The sequence below is a fragment of the Cytobacillus sp. FSL R5-0377 genome (assembly GCF_038004385.1).
GTDB lineage: Bacteria > Bacillota > Bacilli > Bacillales > Cytobacillaceae > Cytobacillus.
In genome coordinates this window covers 4,205,099-4,227,823 of the sequence record NZ_JBBORA010000001.1, presented here as the reverse complement: position 1 = coordinate 4,227,823, position 22,725 = coordinate 4,205,099, and the positions used below count along the sequence as shown (strand labels likewise).

Sequence of the window (22,725 nt, the reverse complement as noted above, 5' to 3'; positions counted from 1 at the left end):
TATATACCTATTTATATAAAAAAAGCCAGTGACCCGAAAGCAGTCACTGGCTTACTGTCATTCTCTTTTGTTAGGAGGTACATCTCTTTCATTTTTCTCCATTTTGTGCATTTCCTGGTCTTCGGGCAGCTGGGTGTTTCTTTCCATTTCGCTTATATCTTCTCCCATTCCTTTTAAGAAGGTGAGCAGGAGTGTAACTGCCCGATTGACTTCTGGATCTTTCAATGCCTTTACAAGATCGAAGTAGCTTGTTTTTTCATCCGTATCTTTATAATCCGCCACACGCGCAATACCTGAATTTACTTTTAACAGTAAGGGTTCAAGCTGCTGGACATTAATGGTACCCAGGGTGCCAACCATAAGAAGCAGGTTTTTAATTGTATTTGTAGCTTCTGGCTTGTCTAATGCTTTAACAAGGACATTCAAAACTTTATCTCCCTGTCCAAATAGTCCATTTAATAAAGAGATAACTCCCCGGTCATGCATATGTCCAACTACTGTAAGAAGCTCTAGAATGGGTTCCTTATTATTAATGAGGGCATTCTCGACTTCCTCCAGATCTTTTTTTCGCTGATCCTCATGTGTTAACTCAAAACGCTTAATGTTGCTGATCGCTTTAGCCATGCTGCTTCCGCTCCTTTTTCACCATATCTCCCGGGAAAATGTAATCTTTCCGTGCCCATTTCTTTTGGACATTTACACCTATTTGCGGCTGCGGATTACCATAGCGGTGATTTATTCTAGGAAGTGGATTGCTGCCTTCCTCACTCAGAATTTCAAGCTTTACCTTTGTTTCCTTATATGCCGGCGTATCGGTATCCTTATCGGCATAGCTGCTTGTTAATAAATTTATGGCTGCTTCGCCTCTATCATTCATAGGGAGGTAAACTTCCTTTCCTTTAACCCTGTCAGTTATCAGGCATTTAACTTTAACGTTGCCATACGGTGAAGTCAGGCGAACAAGCGTGCCATCCTTCAAGCCCCGCTCTTTGGCCAGTTCAGGTGATACCTCAAGGAACACTTCCGGTGTTTTAGAGCTTATTCCTTTTGATTTATAGGTCATATTCCCTTCATGGAAATGCTCAAGGAGTCGGCCATTGTTGACATGGATATCATATTCCGCAGGAAATTCAAGAGCAGGAGTCCAATCTACCGGATAAAGTCTTGCCTTGCCATCCGGGAACGGGAAGCCTTCCGTATAAAGGAGCGGTGTGTCAGTTCCGTCCTCAGCTACTGGCCATTGCAGACTATTGTATCCTTCCAATCTATCATAGGTAACACCTGCGTAAAGAGGCATAAGCTTAGCTGCTTCGGCCATAACTTCGCTTGGGTGTGTATACGTCCAGCCTGCTCCAAGGCGATTCGCAACTTCGATAATAATCTGCCAATCCGGCTTTGAATCTCCGAGGGGTTCAAATGCCTGATAAAGACGCTGGATCCTTCTTTCTGTGTTCGTGAATGTTCCTTCTTTTTCCAGGCTTGGGCTTGCAGGGAGAACAACATCCGCAAACTCTGCTGTACGGGACAGGAAGATATCCTGCACGACAAAGAAATCAAGCTTCTCAAATGCTGCCTGCACATAATTGATGTTTGAATCCACAAGACCCATATCTTCGCCCTTTAGATACATCGCTTTCAGCTGGCCCTCATGAATTCCTTCCACCATCTCGTGATTGTTCATTCCGGATTTTTCTGGAAGTTTTACGCCCCAGGCACTTTCGAACTTCTTTCTCACATCAGGATCTGATACCTTTTGATAACCAGGCAAATTATCAGGACTGCTTCCGAAATCTCCTGCCCCCTGCACATTATTATGGCCCCTTAAAGGATATGCACCAGCACCAGGCTTAGCGTAGTTGCCGGTTACAAGCAGCAGATTTGAAATGGCTGTGCTTGTATCACTGCCGCCAAGATGCTGTGTGACACCCATGGCCCATAATGCAGAAACACTATTGGCTTCATGAATCATTTCTGCCATTTTGATTAGATTGTCTCTGGATATGCCGGTTGTTTCTTCTGCAAATTCAAGTGTATATTTCTCCAGATTTGATGCGAAATATTCAAGACCATTCACTTTTTCCTGGAGAAACTTCCCATCGGCCCATCCCTGGTCCATAATGTATTTCGTAATGGCAGAAAGCCAGACCATATCAGTGCCGGCTCGCGGACGCACAAACAGATCAGATCGCTCTGCCATTTCATGTTCCCTCAAGTCAGCTACGATTACTTTCTGGCCGTTAAGCTTCTGGGCTCGTTTCACCCTGGTGGAAAGAACTGGATGTGATTCCGATGTATTGGATCCGATAATTAATACTAAACCCGCATTCTTAATATCTTCAATTGAACCTGCATCCCCTCCGTAACCAACAGTTCTGAACAATCCTACAGTTGCAGGAGTCTGGCAGTATCTTGAACAATTATCAATATTGTTCGTGCCTATAACTCCCCTGCCAAGCTTTTGCATTAAATACGATTCTTCATTCGTGCATTTAGATGATGTGATAAAGCTCAAGGCATCCGGACCATGCTGTTCTTTAATTTCCGAAAACTTTCGTGAAATCAAGTCAAGAGCTTCGTCCCATTCTGCTTCACGGAATGAATCGCCATCCCTGATTAGCGGTTTGGTTAATCGTTCCTCACTATTTACAAAGTCCCAGCCAAATTTCCCTTTTACACAAGTGGAAATTCCATTGGCAGGCGCTTCTGCCTGAGGCTCCACCTTCAATATTTCACGTCCCTTTGTCCATACATCAAAGCTGCAGCCTACACCACAATATGTGCAGACCGTTTTGGTCTTTTTAATTTTCTCTTCCCTCATTGCAGCTTCCATATCTGATATTGCCAGGATAGAGCCGTATCCTGTTTCAACATTTTTAGTGATTTCAATCATTGGACGAAGAGTGTTTTTGGCTATGCCTGTCAGAAACCCAGCTTCTCCTTCCATCCCCTTTTCCATCATGGCATTACACGGACAAACCGTGGAACAGTGTCCACAGGATACACAGGAGGACTCGTTTATAGGCACATCATTATCCCAGATAACTCTTGGCCTCTCCCTCTCCCAATCAATTGTAAGGGTTTCAGTAACCTGAACATCCTGACAGGCTTCAACGCATCTTCCGCATAGAATGCACTGATCCGGATCATATCTGTAAAATGGATGGGATTCATCTTTTTCATATGGCTTGTGATCAAAAGGGATGCTTTGATGATTGATTTTCATCGCTTTAACCGTATTATGTATTTCACATCCGCCGTTGTTATAATCACATACCGTACAATACAGCTCATGATTAAAAAGAATCTTATCCATGGCAATGGTCTGTGCCTGTTTTACATCAGGTTCAGCCGTATCAATTACGTCTCCATCATTAATTTTTGTGGAGCATGATCTCACAAGTTCTCCATTAACGGAAACAATGCAGGTATCGCAGGTTTCTATTGCTCCCAGGCTGGGATGGAAGCAAACCTGAGGGATTTCGATCGAGCTGTCATTTAATAACTGCAAAACGGTTTGACCCTGCTCTGCCTTCATTTCTATACCATTTATCTTTATATTGAGTGATGGCGGCAAATCAATCATCCTTTCATTGAATCAATTTCTTTGGTTTTCAGTACCCTTGCAGGAAAAAATTAAACGTTTAGTTAATGATATTGGATGAGCTGTCCAGGCATTCTAAAAAAAGACAATAATAAAAACAGCTGTATGTTCAGCTGTTTTTATTTGCACATAATGATGACAAGTGCCTTCTAAGGATCCCTTTCATTTTATCTTCGGTAAAAAGGGCAGGCTTCATAACACCATGAAGGGCAAGACCGTCAATCAGGGCATGAAGACGCTCTGCCTCTTCTTCAATATTCAAACCAGAGCTGGATAAGCCCATGTTCTTCATCCCCTCAATAACCCTTCGGATGCCCTCCTTCATTTCCTGGTATACCCGGCTGCTAAGTTCAGCAAGAGCTGGGTCAACAAGAGCTTTTATATTAAAAGCAATCCAGACTTCCATTTCCAATCTCCGTTCTTCATCTAAAGGAAGCAGCTCCCCGAGCATCAGTATCATATTTTCAAAATGATCATCCGTATACGATGCATGCTGAATTCTTGTTTTCACCCTTTCTGATACTAAATTCATGGAATAAGCCAATAACTCATTTTGATTTGAAAAATAGTGGCGAAGTGAGCCTGCTGATAAACCAGCTTCTTCTGCTATCTTCCGGACAGAAGCTCCTTCTATACCATTTTTTTGGATCACCCGCCATGCAGCTTGTGCTAATAAATGTTTTTGATTTTCATGGTCAACTTTTTTAGGCATGTATATATTATAGCATCAATTGTTTTTTTAATACAGATGTGTTATATTATTTTATAATACAACTGTATTAAATAAAAAAAGGGATGTGGAATAATGATCGGCTGGCTGATTATTGCCTGTGAGATTGGGTTTTGGATTTTCGTTATGGCAGGTTTAACTGCAAGATATATTTTGAAAAAAAAGACATTAAGCAGTCTGCTATTGCTTTGCACACCTCTGATTGATTTGATTCTGCTCACAGCAACCACCATTGATTTGCACAGAGGAGCCGAAGCCGGGATTTTCCATGGCATTGCAGCAATATATATCGGTGCAACCATTGCCTTCGGAAAATCTATGATTCATTGGGCAGACGAAAGGTTTGCCTATAAGTTTGGGAATGGACCCAGACCGTCAAAGCCTCCAAAATTCGGCAGTGAACATGCCAGAAGAGAAAGAAACGGCTGGTATAGACACCTCCTCGCTTGGAGTATTGGATTGGCATTGTTATTTGCGATGATTTTCTTTATAGGAAATTCAGAGCAAACAAAAAACCTCTGGGGTATTATTAGAACGTGGACCTTCGTTCTGGCTATAGATTTTGTCATCAGCTTCAGCTATACGGTTTGGCCGCGGAAAGTTAAACCTGAAAATCACAATAACTCTGTCACTTAAAAAGCTGCCCTTTTAAAGGCAGCTTTTTGTATGGAAAATTGATAGACTTGTTCGAATCCCTGCTTAAAGGATTTTGATTAGGCACTCCGAATATTTCTCAGATAAGTGCCTTTCCTTTAAGGCTTTTGAACAGAAGAACACCTTGCATAGCAGATGTCTCTATCTCCTGTTTTTCAGCTTTCTTTTTACTGCCGGGACAACATACTTTCTCACTAAAGTTGCACCTTTCTTTACGATAAGGGCTTTTATTATTCTTTTCACACCCATAAACGAATCCCTCATTTCGGTTTGTCCATCATTATGATATCTTTACCTTTTCATTGTGCCCGCTAAACTTCAAATTAAAAAGCCCTTCAAAAAAGGGCTTTCTTACAATTATATTCGGTTTTCCTTAAAAGGATTCTTCCATTCCATCAACGCGCCGAAATTTAGAGATTCATCATCTTCTAAGTAATTCTCCACAACACAAAGAGGTGTCCGTCCGCACCTCAGCAAAAATGTAATGACTGGATCCTGCTTTTTTCCCTCGATTAATTGCTGAAGATAGTCTTCAGGTGACATATCAGGTGCACATTTATGGTAGCCAGGCATCCGTCCTCCGCCTAGCAGCCGGTCAAGCCCTAAGTTAATAACAGTCTGATACATAGACTGCATCAAAATTTTTCCAAGACCAAGCTTACGGAAACGGGGCCTGACGCTTATATCGACAATATATAATGTATTCCCTTGAGGTTTATGATTGCGGATATAGCCGCTGTCGGTTATTTCTTCCCATGTATGCTCCGGGCGGGCAGGATCAAAATCAATAATCAGCCCGGTTATGGACCCTGCTACTGCTCCATCTGCCTCAATGCATAGTGCCCCCTCAGGAAAAAGTTCCACATGATTTGCTAATTGCTTCTGATTCCACCATAAATCTGAAGGAAATGGCGGCGGAAAGCATTCCGCCTGTATGTCAATTAACTGATCGAAATCCTCTTTCGTATAATTCCTGATTACAGCCGGCACCGGCTTACCCCCGTCAAACACAAAAAATTCGCTTCGATAGGCCATTTGTTAACCTTCGATATTTTCTTTTTCCCAATCTACATACAAGTCGGTCCTGCGGTCGCGCCAGGTCGTAACCGAACCGCGCTCACGGACTTCATATAAAAGGCTGAGATCAAGGTCCGCTGTCACAATCATATCATCATTCAGCTCGCCTTCCACCATAATCCCCTTTGGCGGAAATGGGATATCATTAGGTGTAATGACAGCTGCCTGGCCGAAATTGGCTCGCATAAAGTCGACAGTAGGAAGTGAACCAATTGTTCCTGTAACCACAACATACACCTGATTCTCAATCGCTCTTGCATGGCTTGTATAGCGTACACGGTGGAACCCATGACGGTCGTCTGTACAGGAAGGGCAGAAAATAACATCTGCTCCTTTTGCTTTTGCCAAACGGACAATTTCAGGAAACTCAATGTCATAGCATGTCAGAATGGCTATTCTGCCTTTATCTGTATCAAATACACGCAGGCCTTCGCCAGGTGACATGTTCCACTCATGGACTTCGGTTGGCGTGATGTGCAGTTTAGCCTGCTCTTCTATTCGCCCATCTGGATAAAATAAATGTGCCGTATTATAAAGGCGTCCATCTCTGTTAATAACGTGGGTACCGCCGATTATATGCATGTTTGTCTGTTTAGCAAAATCAGAAAATAAGTTTTTATATTGTTCAGTAAAACCGGGCAGTTCGTTAATGGTCAGACTTGTTCCCTGCTCGCTTCCTATCGACAAAAGCTGTGTAGTGAAAAATTCAGGAAATAAAACAAACTCAGATCCAAACTCCTGGGCAGTTTTAATATAATGCTCACATTGGCTTGCAAACTCTTCAAATGAACGAATGGTGTGCAAATGATACTGCACAGCGGATACACGAATTTTCAATGTACTCCCCCTCATCAAAAAAATGTATAGATGAGTAACACTCTATCTTTAAAAGATTATCAATGATTTTCCAGCCTTGCACAATACTTTTTTATCGGATTTCGAAATTTTTTATTTCACGGTATTTTATTTAACAAAACAGACATTTTTTCAATTTGGTTTGGAGTTTAGTAAACTAAAAAAATACCATGGTAAACAAAGTCTCTTTTAATTTTGCCAGTTGATTTCTTCTCCAGGCACGCAGCGAACCCGCGGGGAGGCATGCGGGCCTCCTCGGCTAGCCTGCAGGGTCTCACACTTCCATCTCCTTCTGCAGGGCATTGAATAAGCTTCCCCAGCCACGCAGCGAAGATCAACTCAGCAAATTAACTAAGTTATGACAAACCAATAAACTTTTCGAAAACAGCCAAAAAAAAGCATCACTTTTATAAAGCAATGCTTTTAACCCTTATTTTAATAGCTTGCTTAATCCTGTAATGAGCCCCATCCCTTTTTGAAAATCTTGGTTTGCTGCTTTAACTAGTCTCGTATAAATGCCAATCAGGGATTCATTTTGCCTTTTTAATTCACTGACCTCTTTTTTTAATGCTGCCATCTCGGCTCTTAGAGATGCCATTTGTTTCTTTAGGTATTCGGTGTCTCCATTTTCCCCGGTTTCATCCACTGCCGCTTTTTCCTCACTTACCTTTATACCTTCTGAAAGATTCAATATAGAATCATCATTAATAATTTTACCGGCCAAACTCAATAATGAATTAAAATCTAAATTCTGTCCGTATTTCAGCAGTTCCCCTGCCAGCTTTTCCAGATTGTCCGAATTCTCAAGAGAATCATTCTTTTTAGTAGGTTGATCCATAATAAACCTGCCTTTCATAGTTTCTACCCTATATTATGTATATGCTTAATTAATGGAATGGACAAACATACAGAGAAAAGAAGAACTTATGGAAATGACATTGAAAAACCCTGGGCAATAACCAGGGTTTAAATTGGATATATCTATTAGACATATTAAGAAGCAGGCAGACAGTCCAATAGGCTGCAAATTCTACCCTTGATTTTGTCAGCTAAAGACGGTGAAATGAGTCTGACTACAATCCATAAAAGTACTAGTCCAAGTACTAGTAACGGTGTTAATGCTCCATTTAACATACGATTTCCCCCCTTTTATTCAACTACTATGGGTACCCTTACGTTTACATCGTATGTTCTGAACTTGGACATGCATAAACAAATATCCCGGCATTGCAAAAATTGGCACTTGTCCATCTTTTTTAAAAAAATCTGACCCCTCCTCGGGCCAGAATGGTATTTTTTAACGTAATTTCTTCATTTCATTTGACAGGAATTCTACATCCGTTCCCACAATGACCTGCAGACTGGTTTTGCTGAGCTTTATGACTCCTTTTGCTCCGAGCTGTTTTAATTGCCCCTCATCAACAAGTGACATATCAGTCACCCTTAAACGAAGGCGGGTTACACAATTATCGAGTTCTACAAGGTTCTCTTTCCCGCCTAAAGCCTGCATATAAGCGTCTGCTGCTTCAGCATATTTGCCCTTTATAGATGTATTCCCTTCAAACTCACCTTCAATTTCGTCTTCCCTTCCAGGTGTTTTCAAATCCAGTTTCCTGATCAGGTAATAGAAAATCACAAAATACAGGATAGCATACAGGAGACCCATCCCGGCCAGCAGAACCGGCTTCTGAGCAATGCCAAAGTTTAGAATGTAATCGAGGGCGCCCGCTGAGAATCCGAAACCATGATGAATATCCAGTACATAGGTAATGGACATAGCCACACCTGTCAAAGCAGCATGAATCAAATATAAAACCGGTGATAAGAACATAAACAGGAATTCAATCGGCTCTGTAATACCTGTCAGGAAGGAAGTAAATGCAAGTCCAGCCATTGCCCCTGCCACCGCTTTCCTTCTTTCCTTCTTTGCAGCCGCAACCATGGCCAGAGCAGCACCAGGCAGCCCAAACATCATAATTGGGAAAAATCCTGTCATAAAGATTCCAGCAGAAGGATCCTTTGCAAGGAAGCGCCATAAGTCTCCTTTAATAACATCCCCTGCTGCATTGGTAAACTCGCCGAACTCAAACCAGACGAGTGTGTTCAGTATATGATGGAGACCAACAGGAATTAAAAGACGGTTCAGGAATCCGAATACCCCAACACCTGCTGCCCCTGCCCCGATAATCCAATCGCCGACACTGTTTATGCCGGCCTGTACTGGTGGCCATACATACCCAAATAAAAATGCGATGACAATCATAGCAAGTGAGGTAATTATCGGTACAAATCGTTTTCCCCCAAAGAATCCAAGCCATTCCGGCAGCTTAATATCATGGTATTTATTGTATAATAGCCCTGCAATAATACCAGAAATGATTCCGCCAAAAACACCCATATTAACCGTTTCGTTTATAGCCGCGGCACCTTCAGTCAGTACAAAATAACCCACTGCACCAGCAAGTGCAGCTGCCCCGCTTCCATCCTTAGAAAAACCAATGGCAATCCCAATGGCAAACAAGAGAGCCAAATGCCCAAAAACAGCATTCCCCGCTGCAGATATAAATGGAATCCCTAAAAGGTCATCCTGTCCCAGCCTCAATAAAAGTGCAGCAGCTGGCATAACTGCTATCGGGAGCATTAAAGACTTGCCAATTTTCTGTAAAAACCCCAACATTAATACACACCTCTTTCCCTATGGATTAATAAATAATATGAACAGGCTTAATAATTCATTACCAGGCTCCAACAGTATTATGCAGGCTCGCCATGGAATAAAAAAAAGAACCTGGCGCCAAACGCTGCCAGGTTCTTCCTGCGAATTTAATAAAGTAAATATTCTTTGCGTGTTTTGTTGAATTGCTTTAATTCTTTTTGCCATTTGGAGGAGATTTCATCAACATTCTTTCCTTCTTCTATGGCTTCACGGACCCAGCCATTGCCCATCAGGTTGTCAAAAAATGAAATTCCAGCACTGTTTTCTTCACGGAATTCGAAGTCTACCGGATACATATCATGGATCGCCTTCACGATGTGAAGTCCAGTCTCGACAGGCTTGAATGCTTCACGATCTGTCACATGAATCTGAATCCCATGAGAAAGCTGTCCTGCATGTTTAGAAAAGCTTGGTGTAAACGAAGCTGCTCTGAAGTTTACCCCAGGAAGATTAAGACTGTTCAAATGCCCAGCCAATTCATCAGCATTAATAAATGGAGCACCAATTAATTCAAACGGCTTCGTTGTTCCGCGTCCCTCAGAAACATTCGTTCCTTCAATTAATGCCGCACCGGGATATACTAATGCCGTTTCAAGCGTTGGCATATTAGGAGAAGGCATGACAAACGGAATCCGTGTGTCATCGTAATACATATTGCGCTTCCATCCATTCATTTTGACAACAGTTAAATCTGCACCTATTTCAAAATCTTCATTAAACAATTCGGCCAGTTCACCTACCGTCATTCCATGGCGAAGCGGAATCGGGTAATTCCCCACAAAGGAGGAATACTTCATATCAAGCACCGGCCCTTCAACCTTTGTTCCACCTTGAGGATTAGGCCTGTCCAGCACGATGAAAGGGATATTGTTTTCTTTTGCTGCTTCCATGGCGTATGCCATTGTGTAAATATACGTGTAAAAACGTGTTCCGACATCCTGGATATCAAACAGAAGGACATCAATATTTTCAAGCATTTCAGGTGTAGGCTTTTTGGTTTTTCCATATAAGCTGTAAACAGGAAGCCCTGTCTTTTCATCGATATAATACTCAACATATTCACCTGCCTGCGCACTTCCGCGAACCCCATGCTCCGGTCCATATAATGCTGTTAACTCCACGTCCGGATCATTGTGCAGAATATCAACAATGCTGTTTAAATTCTGGTCGACCCCTGTCGGATTTGTAATCAGGCCAACCCGTTTTCCTTCAATAAGTTCTTTTTTATCATCCAAAAGAACTTCAACACCAAGCTCGAACTTCTTTTTCTTGCCTTTTCCTTTTCCATTGCCGTTATCTGCAAGCACTACAGTTAAAGAAGAGAGTACGAGAATCATTGTCAAAAAAGCCATAAACCATTTCTTCATTAGTTTTCTCCTCCCAGGTTAGGATAGGTACATGCCAGGAACAAAAGTGCATGTACCCATCCTTTTTTTATTCCTCTTTCTAATAACTCAAACCATGCCCGAATTCATATAGGACAGTGTCATCTGGACCCGGAATAGTTACAGGCAATTTACCTGAAGGGTTAATCTGACCAAATAAAACGCCTGCTGCTGCATCAAAGCTGGCCGTTCTGAAGCCGTATTGTGCAATATAGGCATCAATTTCCGGATAGGCCATGATGTCATAAGGGTTACGGATGCCAACCGCAATAACCGGAGCTTCTGATTCAGCAATAATGGAATTAACCATCTTCATCTGTGCGCTGTCAGGTGAACGGCCCGACACATTAGAGGTATGTGAGCCCACAATAACCGCACTGGCATTCCTGATCTGCTGCTTCTGCTCTTCAGTTAATTCATAGCTTGAGGTCTGGATGACCGCTGTGTTTTTATGGAACTTGCCCACTGAGTTACTTAAATCTGTAATATACGTATTTCCGACAACGACAATATTATCTTCAGGAGATAATTGTAATGGCAAAGCATCTCCTTCATTTTTAACCAGGGTAATTGAACGTTCTGCTGCTTCTTTTTCTATTTGTTTATGTTCATCTGATCCAACTACTTCAAGTGCCTTTGCAATTTTTTCATCAATCGGCTGAGGCGTTTCTTCTTTCATAATTCCCCGCTTTATTTTCAGTGTTAAAATCCGTTGAACGGAGGATTCTATGCGTTTTTCAGAGATTTCTCCATTTTTAACAGCATCCAATAGCCCTTCTGCAACTTCTTTTAGGCCAACAGGCATTAGCACAATATCAGTTCCAGCTTTGACGGCACGAATGGCAGCATCAACTGGTCCAAAATGTTCAGCGATGGCATTCATATTCATTGCATCCGTTGTAATAACACCTTCATATCCCATTTCTTCACGCATAAGTTCTGTCAGCACTTTATGTGAAAGAGTGGCCGGAATTGCGATTTCTTCACCTGTTTTTTGTGAGATTGCTTTCGTATCATCAATCTTAGGGAAGGTAACATGTGCAGTCATGATAGCATCCACGCCTGCTTCCATCCCCTTTTGGAAAGGATACAATTCAACTTCTTTTAGACGTTCCTTATCATGAGGCACTTCAGGCAATCCCAGATGTGAGTCTACTGCTGTATCTCCATGCCCGGGAAAATGTTTTGCAGTAGCGGCAACACCTGCTGATTGCAATCCTTCAGTATAAGCAACGCCCATGTCAGCGACCAGCTGCGGGTCCTCTCCAAATGAACGAACGCCTATCACCGGATTGTCGGGGTTATTATTTACATCCATGACAGGTGCAAAATTCATATTAATGCCGAGTGAAGAGAGCTCCTCTCCAATCGCCTTGCCAACCTTGCGCGAAATCTCTTCAGAACGGGCAGCACCTAAAGCCATATTCCCAGGCATGTCAGTTCCTGATTGAAGACGGGTAACAATACCGCCTTCCTGGTCAATCGTCATCAATAAGCCAAATTTTTCTGCAGCTTTCTGATAATCTGAAACCAATGTGGCAGTCTGTTCAGTTGTCACCACATTTTCACGGAATAATATCACCCCTCCAAGATGATAATCTTTTACCAGCTTCTCTATTTCAGGAAGCATTTCTGTGACATTCTGTCCCTTCCAAGTGCGGAAATCCGGCATCAGCATCTGGCCTACCTTTTCTTCAATAGACATATATTTCACAGCCCGGCTAATAAGGTCATACCGTTTCCCATGCTCTTTAATCATTTTCACTTTAAAACCAGGCTTGCCTTTGCTATTCTTTTCGCGGTCAGGTTTTATTTGTACTGCAATTCGGTCCTTATACACTCCATCAGTAACACTGATAAAGGTTTTTCCTGGCTTCCCCTTAAATGTGATAGTTCCTGACTGATCAACTGCTGCAACAGTTTTATTGGATGACATCCATTTCAGACCGTCTGTAACAGCCATGAAATGTCCCTCTTTAAAAACATGCAGTGCCTTTAATTGAAATGTATTCCCGCTGACTTCCAGGTCGGTCTCAGGCACATTCTGCATAAGTACTAAGTCCTTTGCATTGCTTTTTGCTGATGCTTTATTCAAGGTTCCTCCCATCCACAATTGCGAAACGGCAAGTGTAATTGTAAGAAGGAAAATAAACGTAACTTTGCTGACTTTACCCATTTCTCCAACGTCCTTCCTGCTTTTTCATATGAGTTTACTTTTTACTAAAAAATCAAATACTAATACTTTCTTTTTTCCCACCCGTTTCCTGTGAGGGCAGGCTTAACATTTTTGCCATTTGACAGCTGAAGTTTTACATTATCAACGTACCAGCCTCTGCCATTTACAGAGCTGTCTGTCTCGTATCGGAATCGAATATGCGATGTTCCTGCCGGAATAGCCAGCTTTTCCTTTTTCCAGTCGATGCTGCTGCCTGTATATGGCTGGGCTGCCTGTGTCCAATTGACGCCATCCTCTGAGACCTCTACAAAGGCCATATCCGCATTGGTTTCAGTTCTGTACCAGGTATCGAAGGACAGAACTGCCTCTTCTTTGAGATTGACTTTAGCGGTTAACTCATGCTGAATTTTATCTCCATAACCTGAGAACCAGGCATCTCCTTTCCCTGGAATCGCTACAGGAATGGAATCCGCCACCTGTCTGGCAAATGCACGCCTTGCAATATTCGTTGTAACAGTATTTCTTGAAGGATGGACACGATTCGTTAAGAGAATCGCAATCGTGCCATTATTTCGGTTTATGACGATCGAGGTTCCAGTGTACCCTGTATGCCCAAGCGAAGTCCCCTCTGATAATGCATCCATGAACCATCCCTGACCAAGCTCCCAGCCTAAGCCATGATCATTGCCTGGAAATTGAGGGATTTGATTTTGAATAAGCATTTTCACTGTCTCTTCTTTTAATATCCGCTTGCCGCCATAACGCCCGTCATTCACGTACATATGGGCAAGCCTTGCAAGGTCGGATGCAGTGGAAAAGACACCTGCATGTCCGGCGACACCATCAAGGGACCAGGCATTTTCATCATGAACTTCACCCCATACAAGCCCCCTGCCAATTGCAGGCTGATATTCAGTGGCTGCAATACGATGCTTCAAAGATTCAGGAGGGTTATACATCGTATCCTTCATTCCCAGCGGTTGAGTTATGCGTTTCTTTACAAACTCATCCAGACTTTGTCCAGAAAGGCGTTCGATCAGCGCACCGAGCGTAATCATATTCAAATCGCTGTATGTATACTCTTCACCCGGCTCATTGGCCAATGGATAATTAAAAACGATCTGCATGCGTTCCTCTCTGCTGCTACCTTGTGAATATAACGGAATCCATGCAGTAAAGCCTGAGGTATGGGTCATCAGCTGGCGTATTGTTACATTTTCCTTTCCGTTTTCGGCAAACTCGGGAATATATTCCGCAACAGGATCATCCAGCTGAAAACGGCCTTCATCATACAATATCATCGCAGCTGTTGTGGTAAAAATTTTACTGATTGAAGCCAGATCAAAAATGGTATCTTCGGTCATTTCAATTGGGTTTTGGGATTCAGTAAACTTATCATCTGTGTAGCGGTAGGAATATCCGTATGCATCATGCTTGACGATATGTCCGCGCCTTGCCACGAAAGTGACAGCACCAGGCATAACGCCTTCTGAAATCATCTCCTCCATTAATGGATCGATTTCATCCAGCGGCTGCTGAACCATCCCTGCTCCCATGGCAGAACCAGGATGTAGAATTGGAGAAATCGGCCCAGGACGATCCCATGAAAAAATGGGGTGAATTTTGTGTTTTACACCTTTATTGTTTTTCATTTCCATTGTTGGCTTGACTCCTTCTGAGCTTTGCGCAGATACAGGATATGCTGCAGGAATAAGGAGTGAAGTGCTAAGTGCGGCAGATAGCGCAACAAGCTTAGTTTTGTTTTTCATAGTGCCTCCTTTATTTTTATGAATTTTCAACAGCCTTTAACCTCCTCTATTTAATGAAAGGGTTTACATATTGTAAGATTAATAGAGTCTGCGTATAGTTGTCTATACCACATAAGTCCTGTTCTAGTTAAAACCTTCCATATAATGCAGAAAACCGCTAGTACTTTTTGACTGTTCTGAAAACTTATTAGGGATTTTCAAGTTTTGAGAAATACAAAGAAAGCAGAATCCACATTGGATTCTGCTTATCTTTGAAACTGTACATTATGAAGCCCTGCAAAGATCCCGTTCTTTTCGATCAGTTCATCATGTGTGCCTTCTTCAGCAATACCGTCTTCTGTAACAACCACAACTCTATCTGCATTGCGGATCGTGGCAAGCCTATGGGCTATCACAAGGGTCGTGCGGTTTACGGCAAGCTCGTTCAATGCCGTTTGTATAATTTGCTCTGTTTCAGTATCCAATGCCGAGGTTGCCTCATCCAGGATCAATATCGGCGGGTTTTTCAGGAACATTCTCGCAATCGCGATTCTTTGCTTTTGTCCGCCTGACAGCTTTAATCCCCGTTCTCCAATTTGTGTTTCATAACCATCCGGCAAAGATGCAATGAAGTCCTGCAGGTGAGCTTTTCCAGCCGCGTCTGCAATCTGCTCATCTGTTGCCCCAAGCATTCCGTAAGCAATATTCTCTTTAAGGGTACCCGTAAACAGGAAGACATCCTGCTGGACAATGCCAATCTGCGATCTCAGTGATTTTTTTGTCAAGTCCCTGATATCCATGCCATCAATCTTAATACTTCCGCTATTCACATCATAAAAGCGTGGAATCAATGAGCAAATCGTTGTCTTACCGGCTCCTGAAGGTCCAACAAAAGCTACTGTCTCACCTGCTTTTATTTGAAGGTCAATTCCCTCAAGCACCGATTTATGCTCGTCATAACTGAACGATACATTCTGGAAACGAATATCACCTCTTAAGGACTTAACCTCAATGGCATCTTTCGTATCCTTAATTTCCGGTTCAGTATCGATGATTTCTATAAACCGTTTGAAACCAGCCATTCCCTTTGGATACAATTCCATCAGGGCACTTATTTTATCAATCGGCTTTAAGAGCACATTCACATAGAGCACAAATCCGACCAATGCTCCGTATGAAAGCTGCCCGCTGAAGCTCAGCCAGGAACCGTATACAAGAACAATCATAGTAATTAATCTGGTCAGCATATAGACTCCGGAAGCACTGAAGCTCATTATCTTATAAGCTGCAAGCTTGGCAAGCCGGAATCTGCCATTGTTTTCTCTAAATCTTTTAATCTCGTAGCTTTCATTTGTAAAAGACTGAACCACACGCACTCCGGATACACTATCCTCAACCTGGGCGTTGACATCGGCAATTTCACCGTACATTCTTTTCCATGCTTTGTTCATTTTTATATTACAGAACGTTATCAGCAATACAAGAAACGGAAGAACAAGTATGGTTACAAGTGCGAGCTTTACATTGATTGTAAGCATGATCCAAAAGGCACCTGCAAACGTCATGACAGCAATAAATAAATCCTCCGGTCCATGGTGGGCAAGCTCTCCGATATCCATCAGATCATTTGTCACCCGGCTCATGATATGCCCTGTTTTCGTATTATCGAAGAAACGGAAAGACTGCCTTTGCACATGCTGAAAAAGCTGCTGCCGCATATCTGTTTCGATGTTGATGCCAAGCTTATGGCCCCAATAGTTAACAACAAACTGAAGAAGTGTGCTGGTCACATAAAGAGCAAGCAGGCCGGCACTCACAGAAACAATCATGGACCAATTCCCGCTTGGAAGCAGGCTGTCGATAAACCACTGAACAGCTAACGGAAATCCCAGTTCAAGTATGGCAACGAATACTGCCGAACTAAAATCAAGAATGAACAGGCGCTTATGTGGCTTATAGTAGCTAAAAAACCGTCGGATCATGTTATTCTCCCTTTTTCTGAAAAAATCAAATTTACTTGATTATAAATTCACCAGTAATATTTTACAAGAAAAACCTCATCTTGAACGAGTCCGGCTGCACCGCTTTAAAACACTTAAGTTAAAGCATCGGATGACATTCAACTCTTTGATCTAAACTGAACATTGCGGATCATTTGATTGATGACTTCTGAAATGACAAGTCCTACTGCGATGGCCCCGGATATCATGAATGCTTTTGCAGCTAGCTGTATGGCCATGTTGTAATCATTTTCAACAAAATTCCGCATAGCATTATAAGCAATCCCTCCCGGAACCAATGGAATGATGCCGGCAACACTGAAAATAATAATAGGTGTTTTATACATTCTGGCAAAAACCTGGCTGATCACAGCGATGGTAAAAGCAGCTATTAATGATGAAATGACAGCGTCATACTGCCAATTTACAAGGCCAATATAAACGAACCAGCCGACCATCCCTACAAAGCCGCATTTCAGCAGCGATTTTTTTGGAGCATTGAAAAGCACTCCGAACCCGGCTGATGCAATAAAGCTTGTAATCATATGAGTCAACATAAACATAGATATTTCCTCCGTTATTGCATTTAAAAAGTGAAGATCAGAGCAATCCCAGCACCAATGGCAAAAGCCGTTAAAAATGCTTCAGCCCCTTTTGACAGTCCTGATACCAGATGCCCGGCCATTAAATCCCTGACTGCATTTGTTATCAATAAACCAGGAACAAGCGGCATGACTGACCCAATGATGATCTTATCGAGCTCTGTCCCCACCCCTGAGTACACAAAGAAATAGGCAATAAGGCCAATTAATAATGAAGCAATAAATTCTGAGAAAAATTTGATCTGGACTACTCTATGTACGTATATAAATGATACAAACCCGAGACCGCCTGCAATCATTGCCGGAATAAAATCGTCCCAGCTTCCAAGGAACATAATTAAAAAGCAGCCGCTTGCAATCGACGCTGCAAGAACCTGCTGATAAACAGGAAAAGTATAGTCGGCACTTTCAATTTCCTTCAGCCTTGCCAAAGCTTCCTTCCCATTCAGCTCACCGCTGCTGATCCTGCGTGAAACTCCATTCACTAATGTCACTTTGTACAAATCCGTTGACCGTTCTGAAATCCGAATCAGCTTTGCCGGTTCAGTTCCATCTGTCGAGAATATGATCCCGGTTGGCGTCACATAGCTATGTGAATTCGGAATTCCCAGGGAGGCTGCTATCCTGGTCATTGTGTCCTCTACCCGATACGTTTCGGCACCGCCCTGGAGCATGATTTTCCCTGCAAGCAAGCATATCTCAATTACTTCTATTGTTGGAGGAAATTCTTTCTCCATTCTTTCACCTGCTTTATTTATCTAAAATAAAAACCTCTTATTATAGGGTTACATCTTAACGGAAATGATAAACGAAAGAAAGACTTTTTGTCTAAAATTTTGTATAAAAATGTTTGGCAGCTCCCGATTGCCTATTTTTTGAATAAAAAAGTGATTATTCCTTACAGAATAACCACTTTCCTATTATTTCTTCCATATTCCAAACTGAGCATTAAGCTGACCCTGAATCATTTTTGAACGTGATGCATGATCGTCTTTTTTCTTTTTCCTTTTTAATTCTGAGCGGATTTCCTCCGTTCGGACTCCCTCTTCTCTTTTGTTGGCTATGTCGATGAGCGTCTCTACATCGAGAAAAGAAAACTTCCTGCTTCCCCGTTTAGATCTTTCAGGGAAAATCAATTTCCTTTCTTCATAGTATCGAATCTGGCGTTCACTAAGTCCAGTCAGTTCACTGACCGTTCCAATCGAAATGACTTTTCTGGTTTTGTAGGATGTTTCTTTATCCAATTATGTCACCTCAATCTAACTAATTTATTTCATTATACTAATCTTTAAAACTTTTTCATTATTCCTGTCAGAAAATCTAACAAATAAGCAAAAACCATGTCAAGAAACTTAACATATTAACTGAATTGGCGGTAAATATTTTATAGAATAAAAAAAATTAAAGAAAAGAGGAGATAAGAAATGAAATATTTAAGAAAAGCCATTGAGAAAAAACGGCAATATCTAATCGATCTTCTGGTTAAATCAGGAAGCGAATATCGTCATTCTGAACCTGCTCTGCAAAAGCTGACCTTAACAGAACTTGAGGTTATATTTAAAAAACACAGCAAGCGAAGCCGTTATTGACCAGGGGGCCCTTATGGAAACAAAAAATACAATAGATTTGGCAAGAAGGATTATTGAACTCGATTTACTCCGGGATCAGCTGTGGGAAAGTTTAACGGCAGCAGCCGGTGATTATGCATATGAAATTTTGAGGAATGAACAGAATAGTTAGTAAAGGAACGCTTGAAGAGCGTTCTTTTTTATGTCTATTTTAAAGATTTGTAAACTTTTTATACTCCTCTTTTTTTCTCACATTTATTTTGGTATCATCTTATTATCGAAATTCGATATCGATTTTAGAAATCAATAAAGGAGGCATTTGCTTGGAAGATAAAATACTCCGGAAACTGTTCCTGGGGTTTATTCAAATCCATATTCTTCATCATGCAAAGGAGCAACCTGTATTCGGCACATGGATGGCTGAAGAACTGAAGGAGCATGGATACAGCATCAGTTACGGAACTTTATACCCCATCCTGCATTCTATGGAGTCGGACGGGCTCCTGCATCAGGAAAAGAAAAATGTTGAAGGCAGAATAAGAAAGTATTATACCGCAACAGAAAAAGGAATGGCGGTTTTGGAGGATGCTAGAAAAAAAGCTTTCGAGCTTTTTAAAGAAATTAAGGATTAAAGGAGATGCATATGAAAAAAAACAAAACCCATTTTAATACTTTACTGGAAATTTTAATGGTTTCTGGCAGACTTGGACTCACCTCCTTCGGGGGACCTGTCGCTCATCTCGGATATTTTCATGAAGAGTATGTCCGCAGAAGAAAATGGATGGATGAGAAAAGCTACGCAGACTTAGTTGCACTTTGTCAGTTCCTTCCAGGTCCAGCTAGCAGCCAGGTCGGGATTGGCATTGGTGTTATGAGGGCTGGAGCAGCTGGCGGCATCTTCGCATTTCTGGGTTTCACATTGCCATCGGTCATCGTTCTGATCATTTTCGCCATTCTTCTTCAAGGCATTAATCCGGCAGATGCCGGCTGGATCCATGGCCTTAAAATTGTCGCGGTGGCTGTAGTGGCTCATGCTATCCTGGGAATGGCACAAAAGCTTGTACCTGACCTTCCGCGAAAAACGCTGGCACTGCTCGCAATTATCGCCACCCTTTTATGGCAGACAGCCATTACCCAGGTTGCGGTCATCCTTGTCTCTGGCTTAATCGGATTTTTAATCTATAAAAAGCATAAGGATGACGATAATGCACCGATGGAGTTTCCTATCTCGAAAGGTTTTGCAATAAGCTGTTTAGTTTTGTTTTTTGGCCTTTTAATAGGACTTCCTCTTTTAAGGGAGCTAACCGGAGTGGAGTGGGTTGCTTTATTTGATAGCTTTTATCGTTCTGGATCTCTTGTTTTTGGCGGAGGGCATGTTGTACTTCCATTGCTGGAACGTGAATTCGTCCCAGCAGGCTGGCTAAGTCAAGAAGCCTTTCTTGCCGGCTATGGTGCAGCTCAGGCAGTGCCGGGGCCATTATTTACTTTTGCTGCGTATCTTGGAGCAGTGATGAATGGCTGGCAGGGCGGTTTGCTTGCAACGGCCGCAATCTTTTTGCCTGCCTTTCTGCTTATCTTAGGAACACTTCCATTTTGGGACACACTTCGCCGCAATCCTAACATCAAGGGGGCATTAATGGGGGTGAATGCTGCAGTTGTCGGCATTTTAATCGCTGCCTTTTATCATCCCATTTGGACCAGCAGCATCTTGGAGCCGGCGGATTTTGCATTCGCCGCAATATTATTCAGCATGCTTGTTTATTGGAAACTGCCGCCTTGGGTTATTGTTGTGACAGGAGCCGTTGGCGGAACTGTATTAGGAGCTATATTCTAGAATAAGAAAAGCTGCCATATTGATTTGGCAGCTTTTTCTATATCGGAATTTCTAGGATAATTTTTGTCCCTTTATTTTCTTCTGAATTAACACTTATGGAGCCTCCTGAAGCTTTTGCCCGCTCTTCCATGCTAAATAGACCGACTCCTCTTGAAACTTCATTAACATTGAACCCTTTGCCTTTATCTTCAATAACAATACGGATTTCTTCATCCATTTGCCTGATTGTAACTGCTGCTTCATCTACCTCAGCATATTTCCTTATATTTGTCAGCGCTTCCTGTATGATTCTATAGATGGTGATTTCTTTATTTGAACTAAGGCGTGAAGCCAGATAACAATCAAAATGGACGTTGATATTATGATGTTCTGAAAAACGGACCAGGTAGGATCGGATCGCCGGTATCAGACCCAGATCATCAAGCACTGACGGACGAAGCTCCCATGAAAGATCCCGCAGTTCTTCAATGATTTCAGTTGCCTCATCCTGCATTTGATCAAGCAGCGGGTGGCTTATTTCTGCCTGAAGCCTATTAATGGTAATCAAATGGCTGTATAAGTTCTGTCCTATTCCGTCGTGAAGTTCCCGGGACAGCCTTTTCCGTTCATCCTCTTGAACATCTATGATTCTTGTCATCATTTTTTGCAGCTCTTCTTCTGCATTTTTCCGCTGCGTGACTTCATGTCGAATAGCTAGATGCTGGTAAGGTTTTCCTTTTTCATTAAGGAATGGGACGATCGTGGTATCTACCCAATAATAGGCTCCATTCTTAGCTTTGTTCTTGATTTCGCCTTTCCATACCTTTCCGGAAGAAATGGTTCTCCATAAATCTCTGAAAAACTCTTTGGAATGGTATCCTGAGTTGATAATTCTATGATCCTGTCCCAGCAATTCCTGGCGTGAATATTTTGAGATGCTGCAGAACTGATCATTTACATATTTAATTTTGCCCTTTTGATCTGTAATGGCCACAATAGAAGAAGAATCCAGGGCAAATTTTAAATCAATCAGCTCGTTCAGGGAATTTTTCAACTCCGCGACAACACGCTTATATTCAGTGATTTCCTTCCGGATGGCCAGGTATTTATACGGCTGCCCTTTTTCATCAATAAAAGGAACGATTGTAGTATCTACCCAATAAAAGGTTCCGTCTTTAGCTTTGTTTTTAATTTCTCCGCGCCAGACTTCCCCGTTTGAAATAGTGGTCCAGAGGTTACTCATAAAATCCTTGGAATGATAAGAAGAGTTGATGATTCTATGGTCCTTGCCAATCAGCTCCTCCGCAGAATATTTTGACACTTCACAGAACTTTTCATTCACATAGGTGATTTTACCTTTACTGTCTGTGAAGGCGACGATGGTTGATTCATCCAGGGCAAATTGCAGGTCAACCAATTCTTTTAACGGATATGACTGCTGCTTTTTTAAGCGGGAGCTGTCTTTTACTGAATGAAAGACAATCAAATAATAGCTCTCTTGTTCCAGCTTAAAAGAATTAATTCTATAAAATATTGAAAATACTCCACCATTGCGATGCTGTCCATACTGGTGAACCACTTTACCCTCTTCTGTTTCAAGCAGAGTGATCTCAGGAAGCAGTTCGTCCAGACACTTCCCCTGCAGTTCCTGTTCGCTATATCCAAATTGCTCTTGTGCCTGCTCGTTCACATAAGAGATGTTCCCATATCTATTTACAAGTATTGTTGCATCACTGGAATCAGGAGCAATCTCTCTCTTTTTTGCCTGCTGATTATTCCTGTCCATTTACGTTCCTCCAG

20 protein-coding genes are annotated in these 22,725 nt (G+C 42.0%); 5 read left to right on the top strand and 15 right to left on the bottom strand.

Going from position 1 to position 22,725, the window contains the following annotated elements:
* Positions 1 to 57 precede the first annotated feature (57 nt).
* The 3 genes from NSQ49_RS21570 to NSQ49_RS21560 form a co-directional block, all read right to left on the bottom strand.
* Complete coding sequence (locus NSQ49_RS21570) at positions 58 to 624, bottom strand: DUF1641 domain-containing protein (RefSeq protein ID WP_251283998.1); 567 nt, start codon at positions 622 to 624, stop codon at positions 58 to 60.
* Complete coding sequence (fdhF, locus tag NSQ49_RS21565) at positions 617 to 3,583, bottom strand: formate dehydrogenase subunit alpha (protein WP_159862824.1); 2,967 nt, start codon at positions 3,581 to 3,583, stop codon at positions 617 to 619. The genes NSQ49_RS21570 and fdhF overlap by 8 nt, the downstream gene beginning before the upstream one ends.
* A 127-nt stretch (positions 3,584 to 3,710) precedes the next feature.
* Positions 3,711 to 4,313: a TetR/AcrR family transcriptional regulator gene (locus NSQ49_RS21560; RefSeq protein ID WP_159862823.1), complete on the bottom strand. Its 603-nt coding sequence runs from the start codon at positions 4,311 to 4,313 to the stop codon at positions 3,711 to 3,713.
* A gap of 93 nt (positions 4,314 to 4,406) precedes the next feature.
* On the opposite strand from NSQ49_RS21560, the gene NSQ49_RS21555 reads away from it, so the two are divergent.
* Entirely contained in the window at positions 4,407 to 4,967 is a 561-nt protein-coding gene (locus NSQ49_RS21555) for a hypothetical protein (RefSeq protein WP_159862822.1), read from the top strand.
* A 375-nt stretch (positions 4,968 to 5,342) separates the two neighbouring features.
* Here the strand turns inward: NSQ49_RS21555 and NSQ49_RS21550 are convergent, their stop codons facing one another.
* The 11 genes from NSQ49_RS21550 to NSQ49_RS21500 all read right to left on the bottom strand — a co-directional run bounded on the left by NSQ49_RS21550 (position 5,343) and on the right by NSQ49_RS21500 (position 18,788).
* Positions 5,343 to 6,020, bottom strand: coding sequence for a GNAT family N-acetyltransferase (locus tag NSQ49_RS21550; RefSeq protein WP_159862821.1), 678 nt, complete (start codon positions 6,018 to 6,020; stop codon positions 5,343 to 5,345).
* A gap of 3 nt (positions 6,021 to 6,023) precedes the next feature.
* Positions 6,024 to 6,899, bottom strand: a complete 876-nt coding sequence (locus tag NSQ49_RS21545) for a carbon-nitrogen hydrolase family protein (protein WP_159862820.1) — start codon at positions 6,897 to 6,899, stop codon at positions 6,024 to 6,026.
* Between the two features lie 448 nt (positions 6,900 to 7,347).
* Positions 7,348 to 7,755, bottom strand: coding sequence for a hypothetical protein (locus NSQ49_RS21540; RefSeq protein ID WP_159862819.1), 408 nt, complete (start codon positions 7,753 to 7,755; stop codon positions 7,348 to 7,350).
* A gap of 459 nt (positions 7,756 to 8,214) precedes the next feature.
* Positions 8,215 to 9,594 carry an N-acetylglucosamine-specific PTS transporter subunit IIBC gene (gene nagE, locus NSQ49_RS21535; protein WP_159862818.1) on the bottom strand — a complete coding sequence of 460 codons (1,380 nt, stop codon included), beginning with the start codon at positions 9,592 to 9,594 and terminating at the stop codon, positions 8,215 to 8,217.
* 146 nt (positions 9,595 to 9,740) lie between these two features.
* On the bottom strand, positions 9,741 to 11,000 hold the full coding sequence (locus tag NSQ49_RS21530) for an exo-beta-N-acetylmuramidase NamZ family protein (RefSeq protein ID WP_251283999.1): 1,260 nt from the start codon (positions 10,998 to 11,000) through the stop codon (positions 9,741 to 9,743).
* A gap of 79 nt (positions 11,001 to 11,079) precedes the next feature.
* Positions 11,080 to 13,194 (bottom strand): glycoside hydrolase family 3 protein, encoded by a 2,115-nt coding sequence (locus NSQ49_RS21525; protein WP_159862816.1) that lies wholly within the window; start codon positions 13,192 to 13,194, stop codon positions 11,080 to 11,082.
* Positions 13,195 to 13,253: 59 nt separating this feature from the next.
* The gene (locus NSQ49_RS21520; RefSeq protein WP_159862815.1) at positions 13,254 to 14,963 is read right to left on the bottom strand and encodes a serine hydrolase; all 1,710 of its coding nucleotides are present in this window, start codon (positions 14,961 to 14,963) and stop codon (positions 13,254 to 13,256) included.
* A 245-nt stretch (positions 14,964 to 15,208) separates the two neighbouring features.
* Complete coding sequence (locus NSQ49_RS21515; RefSeq protein WP_159862814.1) at positions 15,209 to 16,924, bottom strand: ABC transporter ATP-binding protein; 1,716 nt, start codon at positions 16,922 to 16,924, stop codon at positions 15,209 to 15,211.
* A gap of 137 nt (positions 16,925 to 17,061) precedes the next feature.
* The gene (locus NSQ49_RS21510; RefSeq protein ID WP_341071638.1) at positions 17,062 to 17,523 is read right to left on the bottom strand and encodes a threonine/serine exporter family protein; all 462 of its coding nucleotides are present in this window, start codon (positions 17,521 to 17,523) and stop codon (positions 17,062 to 17,064) included.
* A 5-nt stretch (positions 17,524 to 17,528) separates the two neighbouring features.
* Complete coding sequence (locus tag NSQ49_RS21505) at positions 17,529 to 18,281, bottom strand: threonine/serine exporter family protein (protein WP_159862812.1); 753 nt, start codon at positions 18,279 to 18,281, stop codon at positions 17,529 to 17,531.
* 183 nt (positions 18,282 to 18,464) lie between these two features.
* The gene (locus NSQ49_RS21500; RefSeq protein WP_159862811.1) at positions 18,465 to 18,788 is read right to left on the bottom strand and encodes a MerR family transcriptional regulator; all 324 of its coding nucleotides are present in this window, start codon (positions 18,786 to 18,788) and stop codon (positions 18,465 to 18,467) included.
* A gap of 180 nt (positions 18,789 to 18,968) precedes the next feature.
* Here NSQ49_RS21500 and fbpA point away from each other — a divergent pair, with 180 nt between their 5' ends.
* The 4 genes from fbpA to NSQ49_RS21480 all read left to right on the top strand — a co-directional run bounded on the left by fbpA (position 18,969) and on the right by NSQ49_RS21480 (position 20,946).
* Entirely contained in the window at positions 18,969 to 19,133 is a 165-nt protein-coding gene (fbpA, locus tag NSQ49_RS21495) for a Fur-regulated basic protein FbpA (protein WP_159862810.1), read from the top strand.
* A gap of 13 nt (positions 19,134 to 19,146) precedes the next feature.
* A complete protein-coding gene (locus tag NSQ49_RS21490; protein ID WP_019381184.1) occupies positions 19,147 to 19,284 on the top strand; it encodes a hypothetical protein in 138 nt (45 codons plus the stop codon).
* A 151-nt stretch (positions 19,285 to 19,435) separates the two neighbouring features.
* Positions 19,436 to 19,744 (top strand): PadR family transcriptional regulator, encoded by a 309-nt coding sequence (locus NSQ49_RS21485; protein ID WP_251284000.1) that lies wholly within the window; start codon positions 19,436 to 19,438, stop codon positions 19,742 to 19,744.
* 5 nt (positions 19,745 to 19,749) lie between these two features.
* Positions 19,750 to 20,946 (top strand): chromate transporter, encoded by a 1,197-nt coding sequence (locus NSQ49_RS21480; protein ID WP_396398911.1) that lies wholly within the window; start codon positions 19,750 to 19,752, stop codon positions 20,944 to 20,946.
* A 37-nt stretch (positions 20,947 to 20,983) separates the two neighbouring features.
* On the opposite strand, the gene NSQ49_RS21475 is transcribed toward NSQ49_RS21480, so the two are convergent.
* Positions 20,984 to 22,711, bottom strand: coding sequence for a PAS domain-containing sensor histidine kinase (locus NSQ49_RS21475; RefSeq protein WP_251284002.1), 1,728 nt, complete (start codon positions 22,709 to 22,711; stop codon positions 20,984 to 20,986).
* Positions 22,712 to 22,725 lie beyond the last annotated feature (14 nt).

Bases quoted from the DNA above. Each gene is read 5' to 3' on its own strand.
- NSQ49_RS21490 (WP_019381184.1), top strand. From the start codon at position 19,147: ATGGAAACAAAAAATACAATAGATTTGGCAAGAAGGATTATTGAACTC.
- NSQ49_RS21505 (WP_159862812.1), bottom strand. From the start codon at position 18,281: ATGGAGAAAGAATTTCCTCCAACAATAGAAGTAATTGAGATATGCTTG.
- NSQ49_RS21475 (WP_251284002.1), bottom strand. From the start codon at position 22,711: ATGGACAGGAATAATCAGCAGGCAAAAAAGAGAGAGATTGCTCCTGAT.
- nagE (WP_159862818.1), bottom strand. From the start codon at position 9,594: ATGTTGGGGTTTTTACAGAAAATTGGCAAGTCTTTAATGCTCCCGATA.
- NSQ49_RS21480 (WP_396398911.1), top strand. From the start codon at position 19,750: ATGCATATGAAAAAAAACAAAACCCATTTTAATACTTTACTGGAAATT.
- NSQ49_RS21555 (WP_159862822.1), top strand. From the start codon at position 4,407: ATGATCGGCTGGCTGATTATTGCCTGTGAGATTGGGTTTTGGATTTTC.
- NSQ49_RS21525 (WP_159862816.1), bottom strand. From the start codon at position 13,194: ATGGGTAAAGTCAGCAAAGTTACGTTTATTTTCCTTCTTACAATTACA.
- NSQ49_RS21570 (WP_251283998.1), bottom strand. From the start codon at position 624: ATGGCTAAAGCGATCAGCAACATTAAGCGTTTTGAGTTAACACATGAG.
- fbpA (WP_159862810.1), top strand. From the start codon at position 18,969: ATGAAATATTTAAGAAAAGCCATTGAGAAAAAACGGCAATATCTAATC.
- NSQ49_RS21530 (WP_251283999.1), bottom strand. From the start codon at position 11,000: ATGAAGAAATGGTTTATGGCTTTTTTGACAATGATTCTCGTACTCTCT.
- fdhF (WP_159862824.1), bottom strand. From the start codon at position 3,583: ATGATTGATTTGCCGCCATCACTCAATATAAAGATAAATGGTATAGAA.
- NSQ49_RS21550 (WP_159862821.1), bottom strand. From the start codon at position 6,020: ATGGCCTATCGAAGCGAATTTTTTGTGTTTGACGGGGGTAAGCCGGTG.
- NSQ49_RS21515 (WP_159862814.1), bottom strand. From the start codon at position 16,924: ATGATCCGACGGTTTTTTAGCTACTATAAGCCACATAAGCGCCTGTTC.
- NSQ49_RS21540 (WP_159862819.1), bottom strand. From the start codon at position 7,755: ATGGATCAACCTACTAAAAAGAATGATTCTCTTGAGAATTCGGACAAT.
- NSQ49_RS21560 (WP_159862823.1), bottom strand. From the start codon at position 4,313: ATGCCTAAAAAAGTTGACCATGAAAATCAAAAACATTTATTAGCACAA.
- NSQ49_RS21520 (WP_159862815.1), bottom strand. From the start codon at position 14,963: ATGAAAAACAAAACTAAGCTTGTTGCGCTATCTGCCGCACTTAGCACT.